This is a genomic window from Planotetraspora kaengkrachanensis (assembly GCF_016862895.1).
Taxonomy (GTDB): domain Bacteria; phylum Actinomycetota; class Actinomycetes; order Streptosporangiales; family Streptosporangiaceae; genus Planotetraspora; species Planotetraspora kaengkrachanensis.
Genome location: NZ_BONV01000009.1, coordinates 116406 through 132512, shown reverse-complemented (window position 1 = coordinate 132512; position 16107 = coordinate 116406). Strand labels below are relative to the sequence as shown.

Sequence of the window (16107 nt, the reverse complement as noted above, 5' to 3'; positions counted from 1 at the left end):
TGACTGTGACGTCACCCCGTTTCCTGATGGAGCTGCTGCACGTGCCGGCCGGCGCGATGCCGAACGACAGCTATGCCGAGCACATTCCGGAGTTGGGCGCCATCATCCGTACCGAACCGGTGATCAGGGACGGCCGGTTCCGGCCGCCGTGCACACCCGCCGCCGGCGTCGACAGGGATCTCGACGCCGCCGACCTGAGGGTGCGTTGATGGAGATCACCACACGGTCCCCGGGCTCACAGGTCCGCACCACCCGGCCGCCGACCGAGCCGCCGCCCGGCTCCCGGCGGAGCAGGAACGCGGTCGAGCGCTACCTGCACAGCCGCTGGACCGATGCGCGGCGGTCCTGGCGGCTGTACTGGCAGCTGTACCTGCTGGTGATCGTGCCGCTGGCGTACTTCGTCATCTTCAAGTACATCCCGATCAGCAACGCCGTCATCGCGTTCAAGGACTACAACGTCATCAAGGGCATCTGGGGCAGCGACTGGGTCGGGTTCAAGAACTTCGAGCTGTTCTTCAGCAACCCGGTCTTCGGCACGCTGCTGAAGAACACCTTCATCCTGGCGTTCTACCTGGTGCTGGCCAGTTTCCCGATTCCGATCATTTTGGCCATCGCGCTCAACGAGATCCGGGGCGGCCTGTTCAAGCGCACGGTGCAGATGCTCACCTACGCGCCCTACTTCATCTCCACCGTCGTGGCGGTGTCGATGACGATCCTCATTCTGTCGCCGCGGCTGGGCATCGTGAACGACGCGATCGGCCTGTTCGGGATCCCGGCGATCGACTTCCTCGGCGACCCGGACTACTTCCGGCACATCTACGTGTGGTCGGACGTGTGGCAGACGACGGGCTACTCCGCCGTCATCTACATGGCCGCCCTCGCCGGCATCGACCCCGCGCTGCACGAGGCCGCGAAGATCGACGGCGCCAGCCGCTGGCAGCGGATCCGGAACGTCGACCTGCCGGGGATCATGCCCACTGCCGTGATCATCCTGATCCTCGGCGTGGGGAACATGATGGCGATCGGGTTCGAGAAGGCCTTCCTCCTGCAGAACGACCTGAACCTCGCCCAGTCCGAGATCATCGCGACCTACGTCTACAAGACCGGCCTGGTCAACGCGGACTTCAGCATGGCGACCGCCGTCGGGCTGTTCAACTCGGTGGTCAATCTCTGCCTGCTCCTGTTCGTCAACTTCGCCGCCAAGCGGATCACCGGGAAGGGGTTGTGGGGATGAGCGCGCTGACGACGTCGCCGCTGTCCAGACTGCGACGGAAGCCGGCGGCGAAGGAGCGGGTCCGCGAGCCGTTCCGCGACCGGGTGTTCCTGATCACCGTCACGGGCATGCTGGTGGTCATCCTCGCGCTGGTGCTGCTGCCGCTGATCTACATCGTCGCCAACTCGTTCAGCAGCGCGAGTGCCGTCTCCGCAGGCCGGGTGACCTTCTGGCCGGTCGACTTCTCGCTGCGCGCCTACGAGGTCGCGCTGAGCAACCCGCAGATCCTGCGGGGGTACTACAACTCGCTGATCTACGCCGTCTTCGGCACCTTGATCAGCGTCACGCTGACCGTCGCCATCGCCTACCCGTTGTCGCGCAAGCGGTTCTTCGGGCGCAACGTGCTGATGACCGCCCTGATCTTCACCATGCTGTTCTCCGGCGGCCTGATCCCGACGTACATGGTGGTCCAGGACCTCGGCATGCTGAACACCCGCTGGGCGCTGCTGATCCCCAACGCGATCGGCGTCTGGCAGGTGATCATCGCACGCACGTTCTTCGCCAACATCCCGGAGGACCTGCACGAGGCGGCGATGCTGGACGGGGCGAGCGAGCTCCGCTATCTCCGGTCGGTGGTCCTGCCGCTGTCGAAGCCGCTGCTGGCCGTCCTCGCGCTGATGTACGTGATCTTCCAGTGGAACACCTACTTCGACGCCCTGGTCTATCTCAAGGATCAAGATCTCTTTCCGTTGCAGATCGTGCTCAGGAACGTGCTGATCCTGAACCAGCGCAACGTCGGCGTCGCGGACGTGGCCCAGCAGCTCCAGCAGCAACAGCTGGCCAACGTCCTGAAGTACGCCCTCATCGTCGTCTCGAGCCTGCCCGTACTGATCATCTATCCCTTCGTCGCCCGCCACTTCACCAAGGGCGTGATGGTCGGCGCCGTCAAGGGCTAGCAATTCACCGATTGGAAGGAACCATGAAAATACCCCCCATCAGGAAAGCCGCCGCTCTGGCGATCGCCGCGACTCTGGTCGTCGCGGGGTGCAGCTCAGGCGAGGACGAATCCAGCAAGCCGGAGCTCGGTGCGGGCGGCAAGGTCATCATCGACACGCTCGCGCCCGCCGACGCGGACACGAACCTGGACACCAACCCGGTCACGAAGTTGATGAGTGACAAGTTCAAGATCCAGTTCCGCTGGCAGACCACCACGTTCGACGCGGGGCCGGCCAAGGAGAAGCGGCAGATCGCGCTCGCCAGCGGCGACTACCCGGATCTGTTCATGCTGATCCCCTGGGTGGACGGGTTCTCCCAGGCCGAGGTGCTGAAGCTGGGCAAGCAGGGCGTCGCCGTCCCGCTGGAGCAGCTGATCAAGGAGAACGCGCCGAACATCCAGAAGGCGCTGGACTCCAACAAGACGCTCAAGGAGATGTCGACCGCTCCCGACGGGCACATCTACGCGCTGCCGCAGTGGTCGGACTGCTTCCACTGCAGCTATCCGGACAAGCTGTGGATCAACACGGCATGGTTGAAGAAGCTCAACCTGCAGATGCCGAAGACCACCGAGGAGCTGCGCACGGTCCTGAAGGCGTTCAAGACCAAGGACCCGAACGGCAACGGCAAGGCCGACGAGATCCCGATGACCACGGACGTGCAGGACAGCCACCTCATCGAGTATCTGATGGGGGCGTTCGCCTATCCGCCCGCAGGTGCGAACAACGGCGGGGTCGGGCTGCTCACCCTCAACGGCGACCAGGTCACCACCCCGGTGACCACGCCGGAGTGGCGCGAAGGCCTGAAGTACATCAACTCGCTGGTCAAGGACGGCCTGATCGACAAGGCGGCGTTCACGCAGAACGCCGAGGCGCTCCAGGCGACCGGCAACAACCCCGACGCGGTCATGGTCGGCTCGGCGCCGCTCCTGCACCCCGGCATCTTCGTGCAGCTGGGCTCCAAGGACGGCCGCGACAAGCAGTACGACGCCGCGCCGCCGCTGACCGGGCCGTCCGGTAAGAGCTACAGCGGCCTGAACTACCCGAGCTCCAGCACCTTCACCTTCATGCTGACCAACAAGGCCAGCAAGGAGGCGCAGGTCGCGGCGATCAAGATGCTCGACTACATCTTCACGACCGAGGGCACCGAGACCGCGGTGATGGGTCCGGAGGGCGTGGGCTGGAACAAGCCGGGACCCGACGACATCGCGCTGGACGAATCGATCAAGCCGCTCTACAAGCGCACGCCGGGCTCCCAGGCCCCCAAGAACCTCTCCTGGGACGCGATGGCGCAGTACAACCTGACCCTCGACTACCGCAACGCCCAGGTGACGCCGAAGGACATCTACGCCGAGGACGGATACGAGCGTCGGTTGTTCGAGGCGACCAAGCTCTATGAGGGCCACGAGGACAAGGCGCAGTTCTTCCCGACCGTCTCGGTCTGGATCGACCCGAGCGTCAGCGGCGAGATGGCGACGCTGAAGACCAACCTCGAGAGCTACGTCGCACAGGGCCAGCTGGCCTTCATCACCGGCTCCAAGAACCTCGACAGCGACTGGGACGCCTTCGTCCAGGGGCTCGACGGCGTCGGCCTGAAGCGGTATCTGGAGCTCAACCAGCAGGCCTACGACAAGTACAAGGCCGGTCAGTGACACCGCGCCCAGCCGGCCGGAGCGGGCCGGGGCCACTGCGGCCGACGACGGCCGGCTGGGCGCGACGGCGTCCGGCGGCGCCCGCACGGCGCACCCACCGGTGCGCGGCGTCGCGGGGACGCCAGCCTCGTCCGGCGGAGGCATGACGCGCATGCCGACATCGCTCGACGTCACCGATTTCGGGGCGGTTCCCGGGAGCCGGTCGGATGCGGGGCCTGCGGTGGCGGCGGCTTTGGCGGCCGCCGCCGCCGTGGGCGGGCCTGTGGTGGTGCGGTTCGCGCCGGGGGAGTATCACCTGTGGTCGGAGGGTGCGGCGCGGCGTGAGCTGTATGTGTCCAACACGGTGGGCGACGATCCGGCGTTCCGGGTCAAGACGATCGCGCTGTTGGTCGAGTCGGTGGACGATCTCGTCGTCGCGGGGGAGGGGGCCCGGCTGGTCCTGCATGGGGTGCAGACGACGTTCGCCGTCATCGACTCGCGCCGGATACGCGTCGAGGGCCTCGAGTTCGACTTCGCGGTGCCGACGGTCGTCGACGCGACCGTCGTGGACGCGGGCGTCGAGGAGGGACGGGCCTACCGGCGCATCCGGGTGCCCGCGGCCACGCTCTTCTCCGTCGAAGGTGCTTCGATCCGCTGGCATGGGGAGACGCTCGGCTCCGGCGAGGTCGCCTGGTCAGGGCGTGACGCGCTCGAGTACACCCAGATCCACGACCCCGCCGGCCGGCGGACGTGGCGCGGCTCCAACCCCCTCTTCGAGCGCGTACGGTCGATCCGGCCGGCGGGGGAGCGGGACGTGCGGATCGACTACGAGCACGCCGAGGAACCGTCCGACCTGGGACTCGTCTACTCGATGCGGTCGACGACCCGCGACCACCCCGGTGGGCTCGTCCTCGACAGCTCCGATGTGACCCTGTCGGGGGTGCGGTTCTGCTTCCTGCACGGATTCGGCGTGGTCGCCCAGACGAGCCGGGACGTCACCGTCGAAGAGTGCGAATTTCAGACTCCGCCGGACAGCGGGCGGCACAGTGCCGGCTTCGCCGACTTCGTCCAGTTCTCCGGCTGCTCCGGACAGGCGGTCGTGCGCGACTGCCTCTTCGACGGCCCGCACGACGATCCGATCAACATCCACGGCACCTACCTGCGGGTCACCGGCCGGCCGGATCGCCACACCCTCGAACTGGAGTACCCGCATCCGGAGACGGCGGGCTTCCCCCAGTTCTCGCCCGGTGACGAGATCGAACTCGTGGATCGCACCACGCTCCAGGCGATCACCTCGGCCACGGTCCGGACCGTCCGGCAGCCGAGCGGCCGCGACCATGACCGGCCGCTGCGCAGGATCGTCGTGACCGTCGACGCGGAACTCCCGGACGAACTCGTCGGGCGGGCCGCGGCGGAGAACATCACGCTGACGCCGGCCGTGCGGATCGTCGGCAACATCTTCCGCAACGTCCCCACGCGTGGGGTGCTCGTGACCACCCGGCGCGCGGTGCTGATCGAGCAGAACCGTTTCGAACGCACCGAGATGGCCGGAATCTACGTCTCCTGCGACGCCGACGAGTGGTGGGAGTCCGGGCCGGTGCGCGACCTGACGATACGCGGCAACGAGTTCATCGAACCGGGCGGTCCGGCGATCTTCCTCGACCCGAGGAACACCCGATGCGATCCCGGGCAGCCGGTCCACAGCGGTGTGGTCGTGGCGGAGAACCGATTCATGCTCGACGGGGTGCCCGCGCTCGATGCCAAGAGCACCCGCGGCATCCGGTTCAGGGGCAACGGCATCGTCAGGCATGGCCCGGCGACGCCCGACGTGGTCCTGCGCTCGTGCTCCGACGCGGACATCGAGGCGGGCGTCGAACTCGAAGACGCGCAGCCGCCTGAATCCCCGGTGCAATCGCCGGCGGGCGAATCCCACGCCTGATGAGCGTTTTCCGATCACCTGAAACCGAATGCGTCAGATAATGCCAGAACAGCCACAACCGGGTGCGGCCCCGTCGGCCGACCTCGCCCTCTACCGCCCCGTCGCCGTGTCGTCCACCGACTACGCCGCCACGCAGGCCGAGTTCGCGGTGGACGGGCTGACCTCCACCGGCGTACGGGGCAGCGGATGGCGGGCCGCCGACGGCGTCCCTCAGTGGATCTCCGTCGACCTGCAGGCGGACTGCCGGGTCGAGTCCGTGCGGCTGACCTTCGAGGCCACGGCCGACGACCCGGTCTTCGTCCCCGCCGACGGCGGCAACCCGCGCGGCGGCACGACCGGCCAGGAGATCCTGTCCAGCTGCGCGGTGGACTTCACGGTCGAGACGTCGCGGGACGGCCGCTCGTGGACCACCGTCCACAGCACCGACTCCGGCACCGGCGGCGTCGTGGAGATCGGCCTGGCCGCCCCGCTGGTCGCGCGCTGGGTGCGGATGACCGTCCGCAGGCTCTCCACCGCCAACCCCCTCGGGCTGAACGGCTTCGAGGTGTACGGCACCCCGCTCGAGCCCCGGCCGTCCGCCACCGGCTGGACCGACTGGGGGACCCGTGACCACGAGGCGCCCGAACTGCTGGTCGCGGCCGACGGCACGGTGCCGCTGGAGTCGGGCTGGACGCTGACCATGGACGACCGGGCCGGCGGCCAGGGCGCCGACCTGTCCCGGCCGGGCGTGGACACCAGCCGCTGGCTGCCTGCCACCGTCCCCGGAACCGTGCTCACCTCGCTGGTGGACCAGGGCCGCCTGCCCGACCCGGTGGCCGGGTTCGGCAACCTCCACATCCCCGAGGCGCTCTCGCGGCACTCGTGGTGGTACCGGCGCGGCTTCCGCCTGCCCGTCGAACTGCGCGCAGGCCCCGGCCGCCACATCTGGCTGGAGTTCGACGGCGTCAACCACACGGCCGACATCTGGCTCAACGGCCGCAGGACCGGGACGCTCACCTACCCCTTCGCGCGGGCCGCGCACGACGTCACGGAGCTGCTGGCCGCCGGCGGTGAACAGGTCCTGGCGGTGAAGATCACCCCGATGCCCTTCCCCGGCAGCCCCGCCGACAAGGGACCGGCCGGCCGGTCATGGGTGGACGCCGGGGCCGACATGATGAACCGCAACTCGCCGACCTACCTGGCCTCCTCCGGCTGGGACTGGATGCCGGCCGTACGCGACCGCGCCGCGGGCATCTGGAACCACGTGCGGCTCCGCTCGACCGGCGACGCGGTCATCGGCGACCCCCGCGTGGACACCACGCTCCCCGACCTGCCGGACACCCGCACCGCCGAGGTCACGATCGTCGTACCGGTGCGCAACGCCGGCACCTCGGACAGGCGGATGACCGTGTCCGCCGCGTTCGGCGACGTCCAGCTCTCCCAGACCGTCGCCCTTCCCGCCGGCGCCACCGCCGACGTCGCCTTCACCCCCGCCGCGTACGGGCGGCTGCGCCTGCGCGATCCCGAGCTGTGGTGGCCCAACGGATACGGCGAGCCCGTCCTGCACGACCTGACCGTGGTCGCCGCGGTCGACGGCGTGGAGAGCGACCGGCGCACCACCCGGTTCGGCATCCGCCAGTTCGGCTACGAATACGAACCGCCGTCCTCCGGCGGCGGCACGGTCCCGTTGAAGATCAGCGTCAACGGCGTCCGGGTCTTCTGCCGGGGCGGCAACTGGGGCTGGGACGAACTGCTGCGCCGCATGCCGCCCGAGCGGATGGACGCGGCCGTGCGGATGCACCGCGACATGAACTTCACCATGATCCGCAACTGGGTGGGCAGCAGCACCCGCGAGGAGTTCTACGCCGCCTGCGACGAGCACGGCCTGCTCGTGTGGAACGACTTCCCCAACGCGTGGGCCATGGATCCGCCGGACCACCAGGCGTTCCTGGATCTGGCGCGTGACACCGTGCGCCGCTACCGCATCCACCCGAGCGTCGCGGTGTGGTGCGGGGCCAACGAGGGCGACCCGCCCGGCCCGGTCGACAAGGGCATGCGCGAGGCCGTCGAAGGGGAGGCGCCCGCCGCGCTGTACCAGAGCAACTCGGCCGGAGGCGTCGTCAGCGGTGGCGGCCCGTACGGCTGGATCGAGCCGGACCGCTATCACTCGCCGTCCACGTACGGCGGCGTCTTCGGCTTCCACACCGAGATCGGCATGCCCGTGGTGCCGACGGCGGAGAGCATGCGCTCCCTCGTCGGCGGCGGGCCGGAGTGGCCGATCGGCGGCCCGTGGTACCACCACGACTGGAGTGCCAAGGGGAACCAGGCGACGCTGGACTACCAGGCCGCCATCGAGGTCCGTCTCGGCGCGGCCTCCGGGCTGGACGACTTCACGCGCAAGGCCCAGTTCGTGAACTACGAGAACTTCCGCGCCATGTTCGAGGCGTGGAACGCCCACCTGTGGCGGGACGCGAGCGGCCTCATGCTCTGGATGTCCCACCCGGCCTGGCACAGCACGGTCTGGCAGACGTACGACTACGACTTCGACGTCAACGGCGCCTACTTCGGAGCCAGAAAGGCGTGCGAGCCGGTCCACGTCCAGGCCGATCCGCAGGAGTGGCGGGTCGTCGCCGTGAACCACACCCCTCGGGCGCTCACCGGCGTGACGGTGACGGCGGCCGCCTTCGACCTCGCCGGCCGGCCGCTCGGCGCCTCCCGGCGGACGCGGGTCGACGTGCCACCGTCGGCCACGGAGAGGGCGTTCACTGCGGGGTGGGCGCCCGGCATGCCCGACCTCCATCTCCTCCGGCTCACCCTGGAGGACGCCGAGGGCCGCGTGTTGTCGGAGAACGTGTACTGGCGGTACCGGGAGGCCGCCCACATGAGGGCGCTCAACGACGTCCCTCAGGCGCAGGTGTCGGCCCGCGCCGCGCGGGAGGCCACGACCGGGACGCGCCGCTCGCTCACCGCGACGGTCACGAACGACGGCCCGGTGGTCGCGGCGATGGTCCGGCTGTCGCTCCTGGACGACCGGACCGGTGGGCGGGTGCTGCCGACCCTCTACGGAGACAACTACCTGTGGCTGCTGCCCGGGGAGTCGCGGGCAGTCACCCTCTCCTGGCCGGCTGAGGCGCTGCCTTCCGACCGGCCCGCCCTGCGGGTGGAGGGCTACAACGTCCCCCGCACGGTGACCCGGCCGTAAGGACGTGGCTCCGGCGTCACACCGCCGGAGCCACGTCGGGACGGGCTAGAAACTCTTGGCGCAGGTGAAGTTCCTGGCGTCCGTCGTGGCGCCGTGTCCCTTGTACCTGGCCACGGTCGGGTACTGGCAGATCGGGCGGGTCATCACGACGTTGCCCGACGAGTCGGTCTTCTGCCCGGTGAGCTGCTTGGGGGCCTTGCCGTGCTCGACCCACTGGACGACCGCGTTCATCAGGTCGGCCGGAGCGGCGCCGTCGCCGCCCCCGCAGTGCCCGACGCCGGGAGCGACGAAGAACCGCGCGAACTTCTCCGTGCTCTTGGCTCCGCCCATCGCCTCTTCCAGTCGCTGGTAGTAGTCCACCGTGCCGCGGAAGAAGATGAGCGGATCGGCGGTGCCGTGCCAGAAGGCGACCTTGCCGCCGGCGTCGCGGAACGCCGACAGGTCGGGGTCGTCGGTCGCGATGACGGCCTGGTACTGGAGGACTGACTGCTGGAAGAGCAGCAGGTACCGGTCGTAGGTGATGGTCCGCCAGTCGAGGCCCGGGTTCTGCGTCAGGAAGTACTTGAACCAGTCGAGCCCGATGCCGAACGGCACGCCCGTGCCGCCCGCGGTGTTGTTCAGGCTGGACAGGCTGGCGCCGCGCTCGAGGCCGTACCACAGGAACTCGCCGTCGGCGTCGCGCGGGCCCTCCCACATCTTGTTGATCAGGTCGGCGTCGGACGCGGTGACGGTGCCGCAGGCCGTCTCCGTGCCGATCAGCGTGCGGGCGTCGAACCGGCAGCCCTTCCAGTCGCCGATGATCCCGTCGGTGACCCCGTCGCGGGGGTCACAGGAGGTGATCGCCGCCTGGGTGGCCGCGGCGAGCTTGCACTGCGGGACGGCGTTGCCCGCGAGCATCATCTGCAACTGGCCCCAGAACTGGGCGGGGTGCACCTTGGTCCAGTTGACCGCGGGAGAACCGGCGGCGATCCCGTCGAAGTCGGTGGGGTAACGCTGCGCCTCCATCAGCCCCTGCCTGCCGCCCGTGGAGCAGCCGTTGAAGTAGCTGTAGAAGGAGGCGGTGCCGTAGAACCTCTTGACGAGCTCCTTCGCCGCCACGGCCATCTCGTGGACGCCCAGGTAGCCGAAGTCGGCGATGAGCTGCCAGTTGAGCGTGCCGTCCGAGTTGAGCGCGAAGCTTCCGCTCGCGCCCGCGTGCCCGGTGTCGGTCGCCGCGGCGGCGTAGCCGTCCCGCAGGGCCGCGGCCGGTACGGCGGTGGGCGAGCCGCCGGAGAATCCTCCGCCGCCTGCCGCCTGGAAGCGGCCGTTCCAGTTCTCGCTGGGCAACCACACGCCGACCTTGACCTGGTCGTTCGCCGGAGGGTTGGTGACCACCAGCTGGATTGCGCAGTACCCCGGCACGGACGTGGTGGCCGCCACCGACGTCGTGCTCACGATGACGGTGTGGGGGAGGCTCACCGCTGCCAGGCTCGCGCAGGAGCGGGCCGGCCGACTGGAGCCGGCGGCGCTCGCGCCGGCTCCGCTCGTCACGACCAGCACGGCGCCGAGCAGCGCCGCCAAGCCCGCGAGAAGCGTGCGTCTGCGTCTCATCCTCGTCCTTCCTGTGGGGGGTGGTGAACACCGTCACCCGCCCGGCGCATCGCGGCAACGAAGGGCTTCCGGAAGATGGAAGGCGCAAAAAGTTCGGCTTGCGCACGGCCGTCCGTAGGCCGTACCAAATGCGACGTGTTTCAGGTATGTTGCGGACGGCGCGCCACATGCGGGCGCGAATGGAGAGGAGGCCGCCCATGGCCGGCAGGTCCGTGACGCTTCGTGCTCTCTCGATACTCGACGCGTTCGACGTGCGTCATCGGCGACTGAACCTGACCGAGATCGCCCGGCGATCGAACCTGCCACTGGCCACCGCCCACCGGCATGTCCAGGAACTCGTGGACTGGCACGCCCTGGAACGGAGGGCGGACGGCACGTACCAGATCGGCACCCGGCTCTGGCATCTCGGGCTGCTGTCCGCCATGCACGTGGAGTTGCGGGAGGCGGCTCTGCCGTACCTCCAGGATCTCTGCGCCGTCACCGGCGACACCGTCCACCTCGCGGTCCGCGACGGTTTCAAGGCGCTCTACGTCGAGCGCCTGGGCGGGGTCCGATCGGTCCGAGTCGTGTCCCGGCCCGGCGGGACGCTGCCGCTCCACGCCACCGCGGTGGGCAAGGCGCTGCTGGCCTGGGCGCCCGCCGACGAGCAGCGCGCGGCGCTGAGCAGGCTGGAGCGCCTCACCCCCTACACCGTCGTGGATCCCACCCGCCTGGCGGCCCAGCTCGCGGAGATCCGGCGCACCGAGGTCGCCTGGACGCGGGAGGAGATGACGCTCGGCGCCGCCTCGGTGGCCGTGGGCGTCACGGGGGCCGCCGGCTCGGTCGTCGCCGCCGTGGGTCTCGTCATCCCCAGTCATCGGACGAACGTCGGTTCCGGGCTGCCTGCGCTCCGGGCGGCGGCGTCCGCGATCAGCGCGCATCTTCGCTCACGGAGGTCCGCGGGGGCGGCGTGACCGTCCGCCATCTCTCGAGGGTGATCAGGCACGAGCCGCCGGTGCTCAGCGGTGCGGGGTTATCACTCGCAGGTCGGCCTCGATCCGCGCCGCCGTGGCCAGCAGCGGCGGCACCAGGTCCCGCCGCATCGAATCGACGGTGTAACGGGCCGCGTGCACGGGGATGTTGACGGCCGCGATGACGGCGCCGGTGCGGGAGCGGATGGGCGCCGCGACAGAGCGCAGCCCCTCCTCGAGTTCCTGGTCGACGATCGCGTACCCCTGCGTCCGGACGCGCTGCAACTCCGTACGCAGAGCCTGCTCGGAGGTGATGGTGCGGGACGTGCGCGACTCCAGCCGGGCTTGCTTGAGCCGCCGGTCCACCTCCTCTTCGGGGAGATTGGCGAGGAGTACACGGCCCATCGACGTGACGTAGGCGGGAAAACGCGTCCCCACCATGATGGACACGCTCATGATGCGGCTGGTCGGAACCCGGGTCACGTAGACGATGTCGTCTCCGTCGAGCACCGACATCGACGCCGACTCCTTCACCTCGGCGACCAGCCGCTCCAGCTGCGGTTCGGCGATCTCCGGGAACGACAGGCTGGACAGGTACGAATACCCCAGCTCGAGCACCCGCGGGCTGAGCCTGAACAGCCGGCCGTCCGAATGCATGTAGCCCAGATCGACCATGGTGAGCAGAAACCGTCGGGCGGCGGCCCGGGTGAGATCCGACCTGGCGGCGACCTCGCTGAGTGTGAGGGCCGGATTCTCCGCGTCGAAGACACGGATCACGGCGAGCCCGCGCTCCAGGGACTGGACGAAGTGGGCGCCACGTTCCCGGTCGGTCATCGGGCCTCCATTTGTCCCCAGTGCGCTGTCAGCCTACTGGAGCGCGGTCGCGTACCGGATTTCGCACGCGGCCGCGGGCGGCGAGACCCGTGTCGGGGGACCGATCACCAGATGAGTTCGCCACGCGCACGTTCGTGCGATCTCGTCGCGAGCCTAAGGTCCGTGCAGGCGGAGCGTCAAACCCTCAATCTCCTCCCTCAGATGGGCGATTATCCACGTCTGTAACAACTTCGACATGAGCATTGACCCCGGAAAGGGTGCACCATAGGTTCCGTTTGAGAACTTACGTGCGGCATACGCACACAATCATGACAGCGGGGGAATCGCCCAGGGAGGGTCTATGCGTCGTCTGATCACCCGACTCGCTGTCGCCGCGGCACTCATCGCCGCATCGGCGGCATGCGGGTCCTCCAGCCCTTCGACCGGCACAGGAGGAAGCAACCAGGTCGACAACGTCAAGGTCGGGGTCATCCCGATCGTCGACGTGGCGCCCATTTATCTGGGGAAGGAAAAGGGCTTCTTCAGCAACAGGAAGATCAACCTCACGCTGGAGAGCGGCCAGGGCGGCGCGGCGATCGTGCCGGGCGTGGTCAGCGGGCAGTTCCAGTTCGGCTTCAGCAACGTGACCTCGCTGATGATCGCCCAGACCCAGGGCGTGCCTCTGAAGGGTGTCGCCAACGGGAACAACTCGACCGGCAAGGACGGCGAGGACTTCGGCGCCGTCGTGGTGAAGGGCGACAGCCCGATCCAGTCCGCCAAGGACCTGGCCGGCAAGAAGGTCGCGGTGAACACCCTGAAGAACATCGGCGACACCTCGGTGCGCGCGTCGGTGCGCAAGGCCGGCGGCGACCCGAGCACGGTGGAGTTCGTCGAGATCGCGTTCGCGCAGATGCCGGCGGCGCTGGACGCCGGGCAGGTCGACGCGGCGTGGGTGGTCGAGCCGTCACTGGCCGCGGTGAAGGCGGCCGGCGGCAGGATCATCGCGTCCAACTTCGTCGACGTCGCACCGGACCTGACCGTCGCGCTCTACTTCACCTCCGAGAAGCTGCTCGCGGACAACCCGGACCTGGTCAAGCGGTTCCAGGAGGCCATGCAGGAGTCGCTGACCTACGCCGACGCCCACCCCGACGAGGTGCGCAAGGTCCTGTCCACGTACACGAAGATCGACGCCGCGACCCTGTCCACGTTGGTCCTCCCCAAGTGGCCGGCCCAGCCCAACCGGGCCTCGCTGGAGGAGCTCGCCAAGCTCGGCCAGCAGGACGGGCTCTTCACGAAGGCCCCCGATCTGGACAAGCTTCTTCCATGACATTGATCGAGCGAACGAGCGGGGGCGGTCAGACGGCCGCCCCCGCCTCGGGGGACGCACGTCGCGGCCGGCGCCGAGGCTCCGCCGCTTGGCTGGGCCTGGCCGGTCTGGGCACGCTTCTCGCGGTGATGGAGATCGTTCCCCGGGTCGGCCTGGTCTCGTCGAAGTACTTCCCGCCGACCAGCCGCATCGCCGAGGCCCTGGCCGCCGAGGTGACCGACCAGGCGTTCTGGGTCGCGCTGGGGGACACGCTCAAAGGCTGGGCCCTGGGGTTGCTGATCGCCACCGTCGCCGGGGCGGCGCTCGGCGTGCTGATCGGCGCGGTCCCGCTGCTGCGCGAGTACACCGCCTCCACGATCGAGTTCCTCCGGCCGATCCCCTCGGTCGCCCTGATCCCCCTCGCGGTACTGCTGTTCGGCACGGACATCCGCTCCACCCTGCTGCTCGTCGTGTACGCGTCGTTCTGGCAGGTGCTCGTCCAGGTCCTGTACGGCGTGCAGGACGTGGACCCGGTCGCCGACGAGACGGCGCGCAGTTACGGGCTGTCCACAATCGCCAGGGTCAGGTACGTCCTGTGGCCGACCGCGCTGCCCTATGTGATGACGGGTGTCCGGCTGGCCGCCGCCGTCGCGTTGGTCCTGGCCATCACCGCGGAACTCGTCATCGGCGCACCAGGGCTGGGCGCCCGCATCGCGGTGGCGCAGACCTCCAACGCCGTCCCCGACATGTACGCGCTGGTGACCGTCACCGGGCTGCTCGGCGTGCTGGTCAACCTCGGCGCTCGCGCGGTGGAGCGCCGGACGCTCGCCTGGCACCAGTCGGTACGTGGAGAGGTGGCGGCATGACCGCGATCGCGCGCAAGGTGGCCGCCGCCCTCGCACTGCCTGTGGTCCTGTTCGCCGTCTGGTGGCTGGCCACCGGGAGCAGCGAGAACTTCTACTTCCCTTCGCTGCGGGTGATTCTGAGCTCGTTCGGTGAGGTGTGGACCGGCGACCGGCTGGTCACCGACGTCCTGCCCAGCGTGCTCCGCCTGTTGTGCGGCTACCTGGCCGCCGTGGTCATCGCCGTGACAGCGGGCGTCGTCATCGGGTCCTCTCCCCGGATCCGCGCGTTCGCCGAGCCCGCGCTCGAGTTCCTGCGGGCGATCCCGCCGCCCGTCCTCGTGCCGATCATCATGCTGTTCGCCGGCATCGGCGACGTGATGAAGATCGTGGTCATCGTCTTCGGCTGTGTCTGGCCGATCCTGCTGAACACGGTGGAAGGTGTGCGCGCCGTCGACGGCGTCCTGCTCGACACCGCCCGCTCCTACGGCATCGGCGGCGTGGCCCGGCTCCGGCACCTGGTGCTGCGTTCGGCGAGCCCGCAGATCTTCGCCGGCATGCGGCAGGCCCTGTCCCTCGGCATCATCCTGATGGTCATCAGCGAGATGTTCGCCGCCAGCAACGGGCTGGGCTTCGCCATCGTGCAGTTCCAGCGCAGCTTCGCCATCCCGAGCATGTGGAGCGGCATCCTGCTGCTGGGAATTCTCGGCTTCCTGCTGTCCCTGGTGTTCCGCCTCGTCGAGAGCCGCGCACTCAGCTGGTACCACGGTCTGCGCCGCTCGCAGCGGTCGTGACCACGCCCTCCCAGTTCCCCGGAAAGGAAAACGCCCATGCTGGATGTGCGCGGCCTGAAGAAGGTCTACAACGGAGGCGCACGCCAGGTCGAGGCCATTCGCGACCTCACGTTCACGCTGTCCGCCGGAGAGCTCGTCTGCCTGGTGGGACCGTCGGGATGCGGCAAGACCACCCTGCTCAAGTGCGTCGCCGGCCTGCTCACGCCGACCTCCGGCGAGGTGCTGCTGCAGGGCAGGCCGGTCACCGGACCGCCGCCCGGCATGGCGGTGGTCTTCCAGGAGTACGGCAGGAGCCTGTTCCCCTGGCTGCGTGTCGGTGAGAACGTCGATCTGCCGCTCCGCCAGAAGGGGCTGCCGAAGGCCCGCCGGCGGGAGCTCGTCACCGAGGCCCTCGCCGCGGTGGGGCTGGCCGACGCCGAGTCCGCCTACCCCTGGCAGTTGTCCGGGGGGATGCAGCAGCGCGTGGCGATCGCCCGGGCCGTCGCCTTCGAACCCGAGGTGCTGCTGATGGACGAGCCCTTCGCGGCCGTCGACGCGCAGACCCGGGCCGATCTGGAGGACCTGGTCCGCGCGCTGTGGCACAAGCTCGGGGTGACCATCCTCTTCGTCACCCATGACATCGACGAGGCCGTCTACCTGGGGCAGCGTGTCCTGATCCTGTCCTCCTCGCCTACAGTCGTGCGGGAGGAGCTCACCGTCGACCTGCCGGACACCCGCGACCAGCTGCACACGCGCGGCCATCCGCGGTTCACCGCGCTCCGCACCCACGTCCAGGAGCAGATCCAGGCCGCCAAGCGGGGGCTGCCTTCGCCCTCGGCTGCGGGTGACGGAGAGGAGTGACCGGCGGCGGCCGTCG

The 16107-nt window shown here is 69.2% G+C and carries 13 protein-coding genes; 11 read left to right on the top strand and 2 right to left on the bottom strand.

From position 1 onward, the window contains the following. Positions 1-5 precede the first annotated feature (5 nt). From Pka01_RS12920 to Pka01_RS12895, 6 genes are all read left to right on the top strand, one after another. On the top strand, positions 6-209 hold the full coding sequence (locus tag Pka01_RS12920) for a hypothetical protein (RefSeq protein ID WP_203882948.1): 204 nt from the start codon (positions 6-8) through the stop codon (positions 207-209). After that, the gene (locus Pka01_RS12915) at positions 209-1234 is read left to right on the top strand and encodes an ABC transporter permease (RefSeq protein WP_203882947.1); all 1026 of its coding nucleotides are present in this window, start codon (positions 209-211) and stop codon (positions 1232-1234) included. The genes Pka01_RS12920 and Pka01_RS12915 overlap by 1 nt, the downstream gene beginning before the upstream one ends. Further along, positions 1231-2169, top strand: coding sequence for a carbohydrate ABC transporter permease (locus Pka01_RS12910; RefSeq protein ID WP_203882946.1), 939 nt, complete (start codon positions 1231-1233; stop codon positions 2167-2169). Before Pka01_RS12915 ends, Pka01_RS12910 begins: the two co-directional genes overlap by 4 nt. 23 nt (positions 2170-2192) lie before the next feature. Continuing rightward, entirely contained in the window at positions 2193-3857 is a 1665-nt protein-coding gene (locus tag Pka01_RS12905; protein ID WP_203882945.1) for a type 2 periplasmic-binding domain-containing protein, read from the top strand. 151 nt (positions 3858-4008) lie between these two features. Further along, a complete protein-coding gene (locus Pka01_RS12900) occupies positions 4009-5775 on the top strand; it encodes a right-handed parallel beta-helix repeat-containing protein (protein ID WP_203882944.1) in 1767 nt (588 codons plus the stop codon). A gap of 40 nt (positions 5776-5815) precedes the next feature. Continuing rightward, the gene (locus Pka01_RS12895) at positions 5816-8956 is read left to right on the top strand and encodes a glycosyl hydrolase 2 galactose-binding domain-containing protein (RefSeq protein ID WP_203882943.1); all 3141 of its coding nucleotides are present in this window, start codon (positions 5816-5818) and stop codon (positions 8954-8956) included. A 45-nt stretch (positions 8957-9001) separates the two neighbouring features. On the opposite strand, the gene Pka01_RS12890 is transcribed toward Pka01_RS12895, so the two are convergent. Next, the gene (locus tag Pka01_RS12890; protein ID WP_203882942.1) at positions 9002-10546 is read right to left on the bottom strand and encodes a tannase/feruloyl esterase family alpha/beta hydrolase; all 1545 of its coding nucleotides are present in this window, start codon (positions 10544-10546) and stop codon (positions 9002-9004) included. Positions 10547-10743: 197 nt separating this feature from the next. On the opposite strand from Pka01_RS12890, the gene Pka01_RS12885 reads away from it, so the two are divergent. After that, entirely contained in the window at positions 10744-11499 is a 756-nt protein-coding gene (locus Pka01_RS12885; protein ID WP_203882941.1) for an IclR family transcriptional regulator, read from the top strand. A gap of 45 nt (positions 11500-11544) precedes the next feature. On the opposite strand, the gene Pka01_RS12880 is transcribed toward Pka01_RS12885, so the two are convergent. Next, a complete protein-coding gene (locus Pka01_RS12880) occupies positions 11545-12330 on the bottom strand; it encodes an IclR family transcriptional regulator domain-containing protein (protein ID WP_203882940.1) in 786 nt (261 codons plus the stop codon). Between the two features lie 340 nt (positions 12331-12670). Between Pka01_RS12880 and Pka01_RS12875 the strand changes: the two genes are divergently transcribed. From Pka01_RS12875 to Pka01_RS12860, 4 genes are read left to right on the top strand one after another with little or no spacing between them, the layout of a single operon-like run. Continuing rightward, complete coding sequence (locus Pka01_RS12875) at positions 12671-13636, top strand: ABC transporter substrate-binding protein (RefSeq protein ID WP_203882939.1); 966 nt, start codon at positions 12671-12673, stop codon at positions 13634-13636. Further along, a complete protein-coding gene (locus Pka01_RS12870; protein WP_203882938.1) occupies positions 13633-14481 on the top strand; it encodes an ABC transporter permease in 849 nt (282 codons plus the stop codon). The genes Pka01_RS12875 and Pka01_RS12870 overlap by 4 nt, the downstream gene beginning before the upstream one ends. After that, positions 14478-15251 (top strand): ABC transporter permease, encoded by a 774-nt coding sequence (locus tag Pka01_RS12865; RefSeq protein WP_203882937.1) that lies wholly within the window; start codon positions 14478-14480, stop codon positions 15249-15251. The genes Pka01_RS12870 and Pka01_RS12865 overlap by 4 nt, the downstream gene beginning before the upstream one ends. A 36-nt stretch (positions 15252-15287) precedes the next feature. Next, the gene (locus Pka01_RS12860) at positions 15288-16091 is read left to right on the top strand and encodes an ABC transporter ATP-binding protein (protein WP_203882936.1); all 804 of its coding nucleotides are present in this window, start codon (positions 15288-15290) and stop codon (positions 16089-16091) included. The last annotated feature ends 16 nt before the right edge of the window (positions 16092-16107 follow it).

Coding starts and splice junctions, on each gene's coding strand:
- Pka01_RS12900 (WP_203882944.1), top strand. CDS start 4,009: ATGCCGACATCGCTCGACGTCACCGATTTCGGGGCGGTTCCCGGGAGC.
- Pka01_RS12895 (WP_203882943.1), top strand. CDS start 5,816: ATGCCAGAACAGCCACAACCGGGTGCGGCCCCGTCGGCCGACCTCGCC.
- Pka01_RS12890 (WP_203882942.1), bottom strand. CDS start 10,546: ATGAGACGCAGACGCACGCTTCTCGCGGGCTTGGCGGCGCTGCTCGGC.
- Pka01_RS12905 (WP_203882945.1), top strand. CDS start 2,193: ATGAAAATACCCCCCATCAGGAAAGCCGCCGCTCTGGCGATCGCCGCG.
- Pka01_RS12870 (WP_203882938.1), top strand. CDS start 13,633: ATGACATTGATCGAGCGAACGAGCGGGGGCGGTCAGACGGCCGCCCCC.
- Pka01_RS12915 (WP_203882947.1), top strand. CDS start 209: ATGGAGATCACCACACGGTCCCCGGGCTCACAGGTCCGCACCACCCGG.
- Pka01_RS12875 (WP_203882939.1), top strand. CDS start 12,671: ATGCGTCGTCTGATCACCCGACTCGCTGTCGCCGCGGCACTCATCGCC.
- Pka01_RS12885 (WP_203882941.1), top strand. CDS start 10,744: ATGGCCGGCAGGTCCGTGACGCTTCGTGCTCTCTCGATACTCGACGCG.
- Pka01_RS12860 (WP_203882936.1), top strand. CDS start 15,288: ATGCTGGATGTGCGCGGCCTGAAGAAGGTCTACAACGGAGGCGCACGC.
- Pka01_RS12880 (WP_203882940.1), bottom strand. CDS start 12,330: ATGACCGACCGGGAACGTGGCGCCCACTTCGTCCAGTCCCTGGAGCGC.
- Pka01_RS12865 (WP_203882937.1), top strand. CDS start 14,478: ATGACCGCGATCGCGCGCAAGGTGGCCGCCGCCCTCGCACTGCCTGTG.
- Pka01_RS12910 (WP_203882946.1), top strand. CDS start 1,231: ATGAGCGCGCTGACGACGTCGCCGCTGTCCAGACTGCGACGGAAGCCG.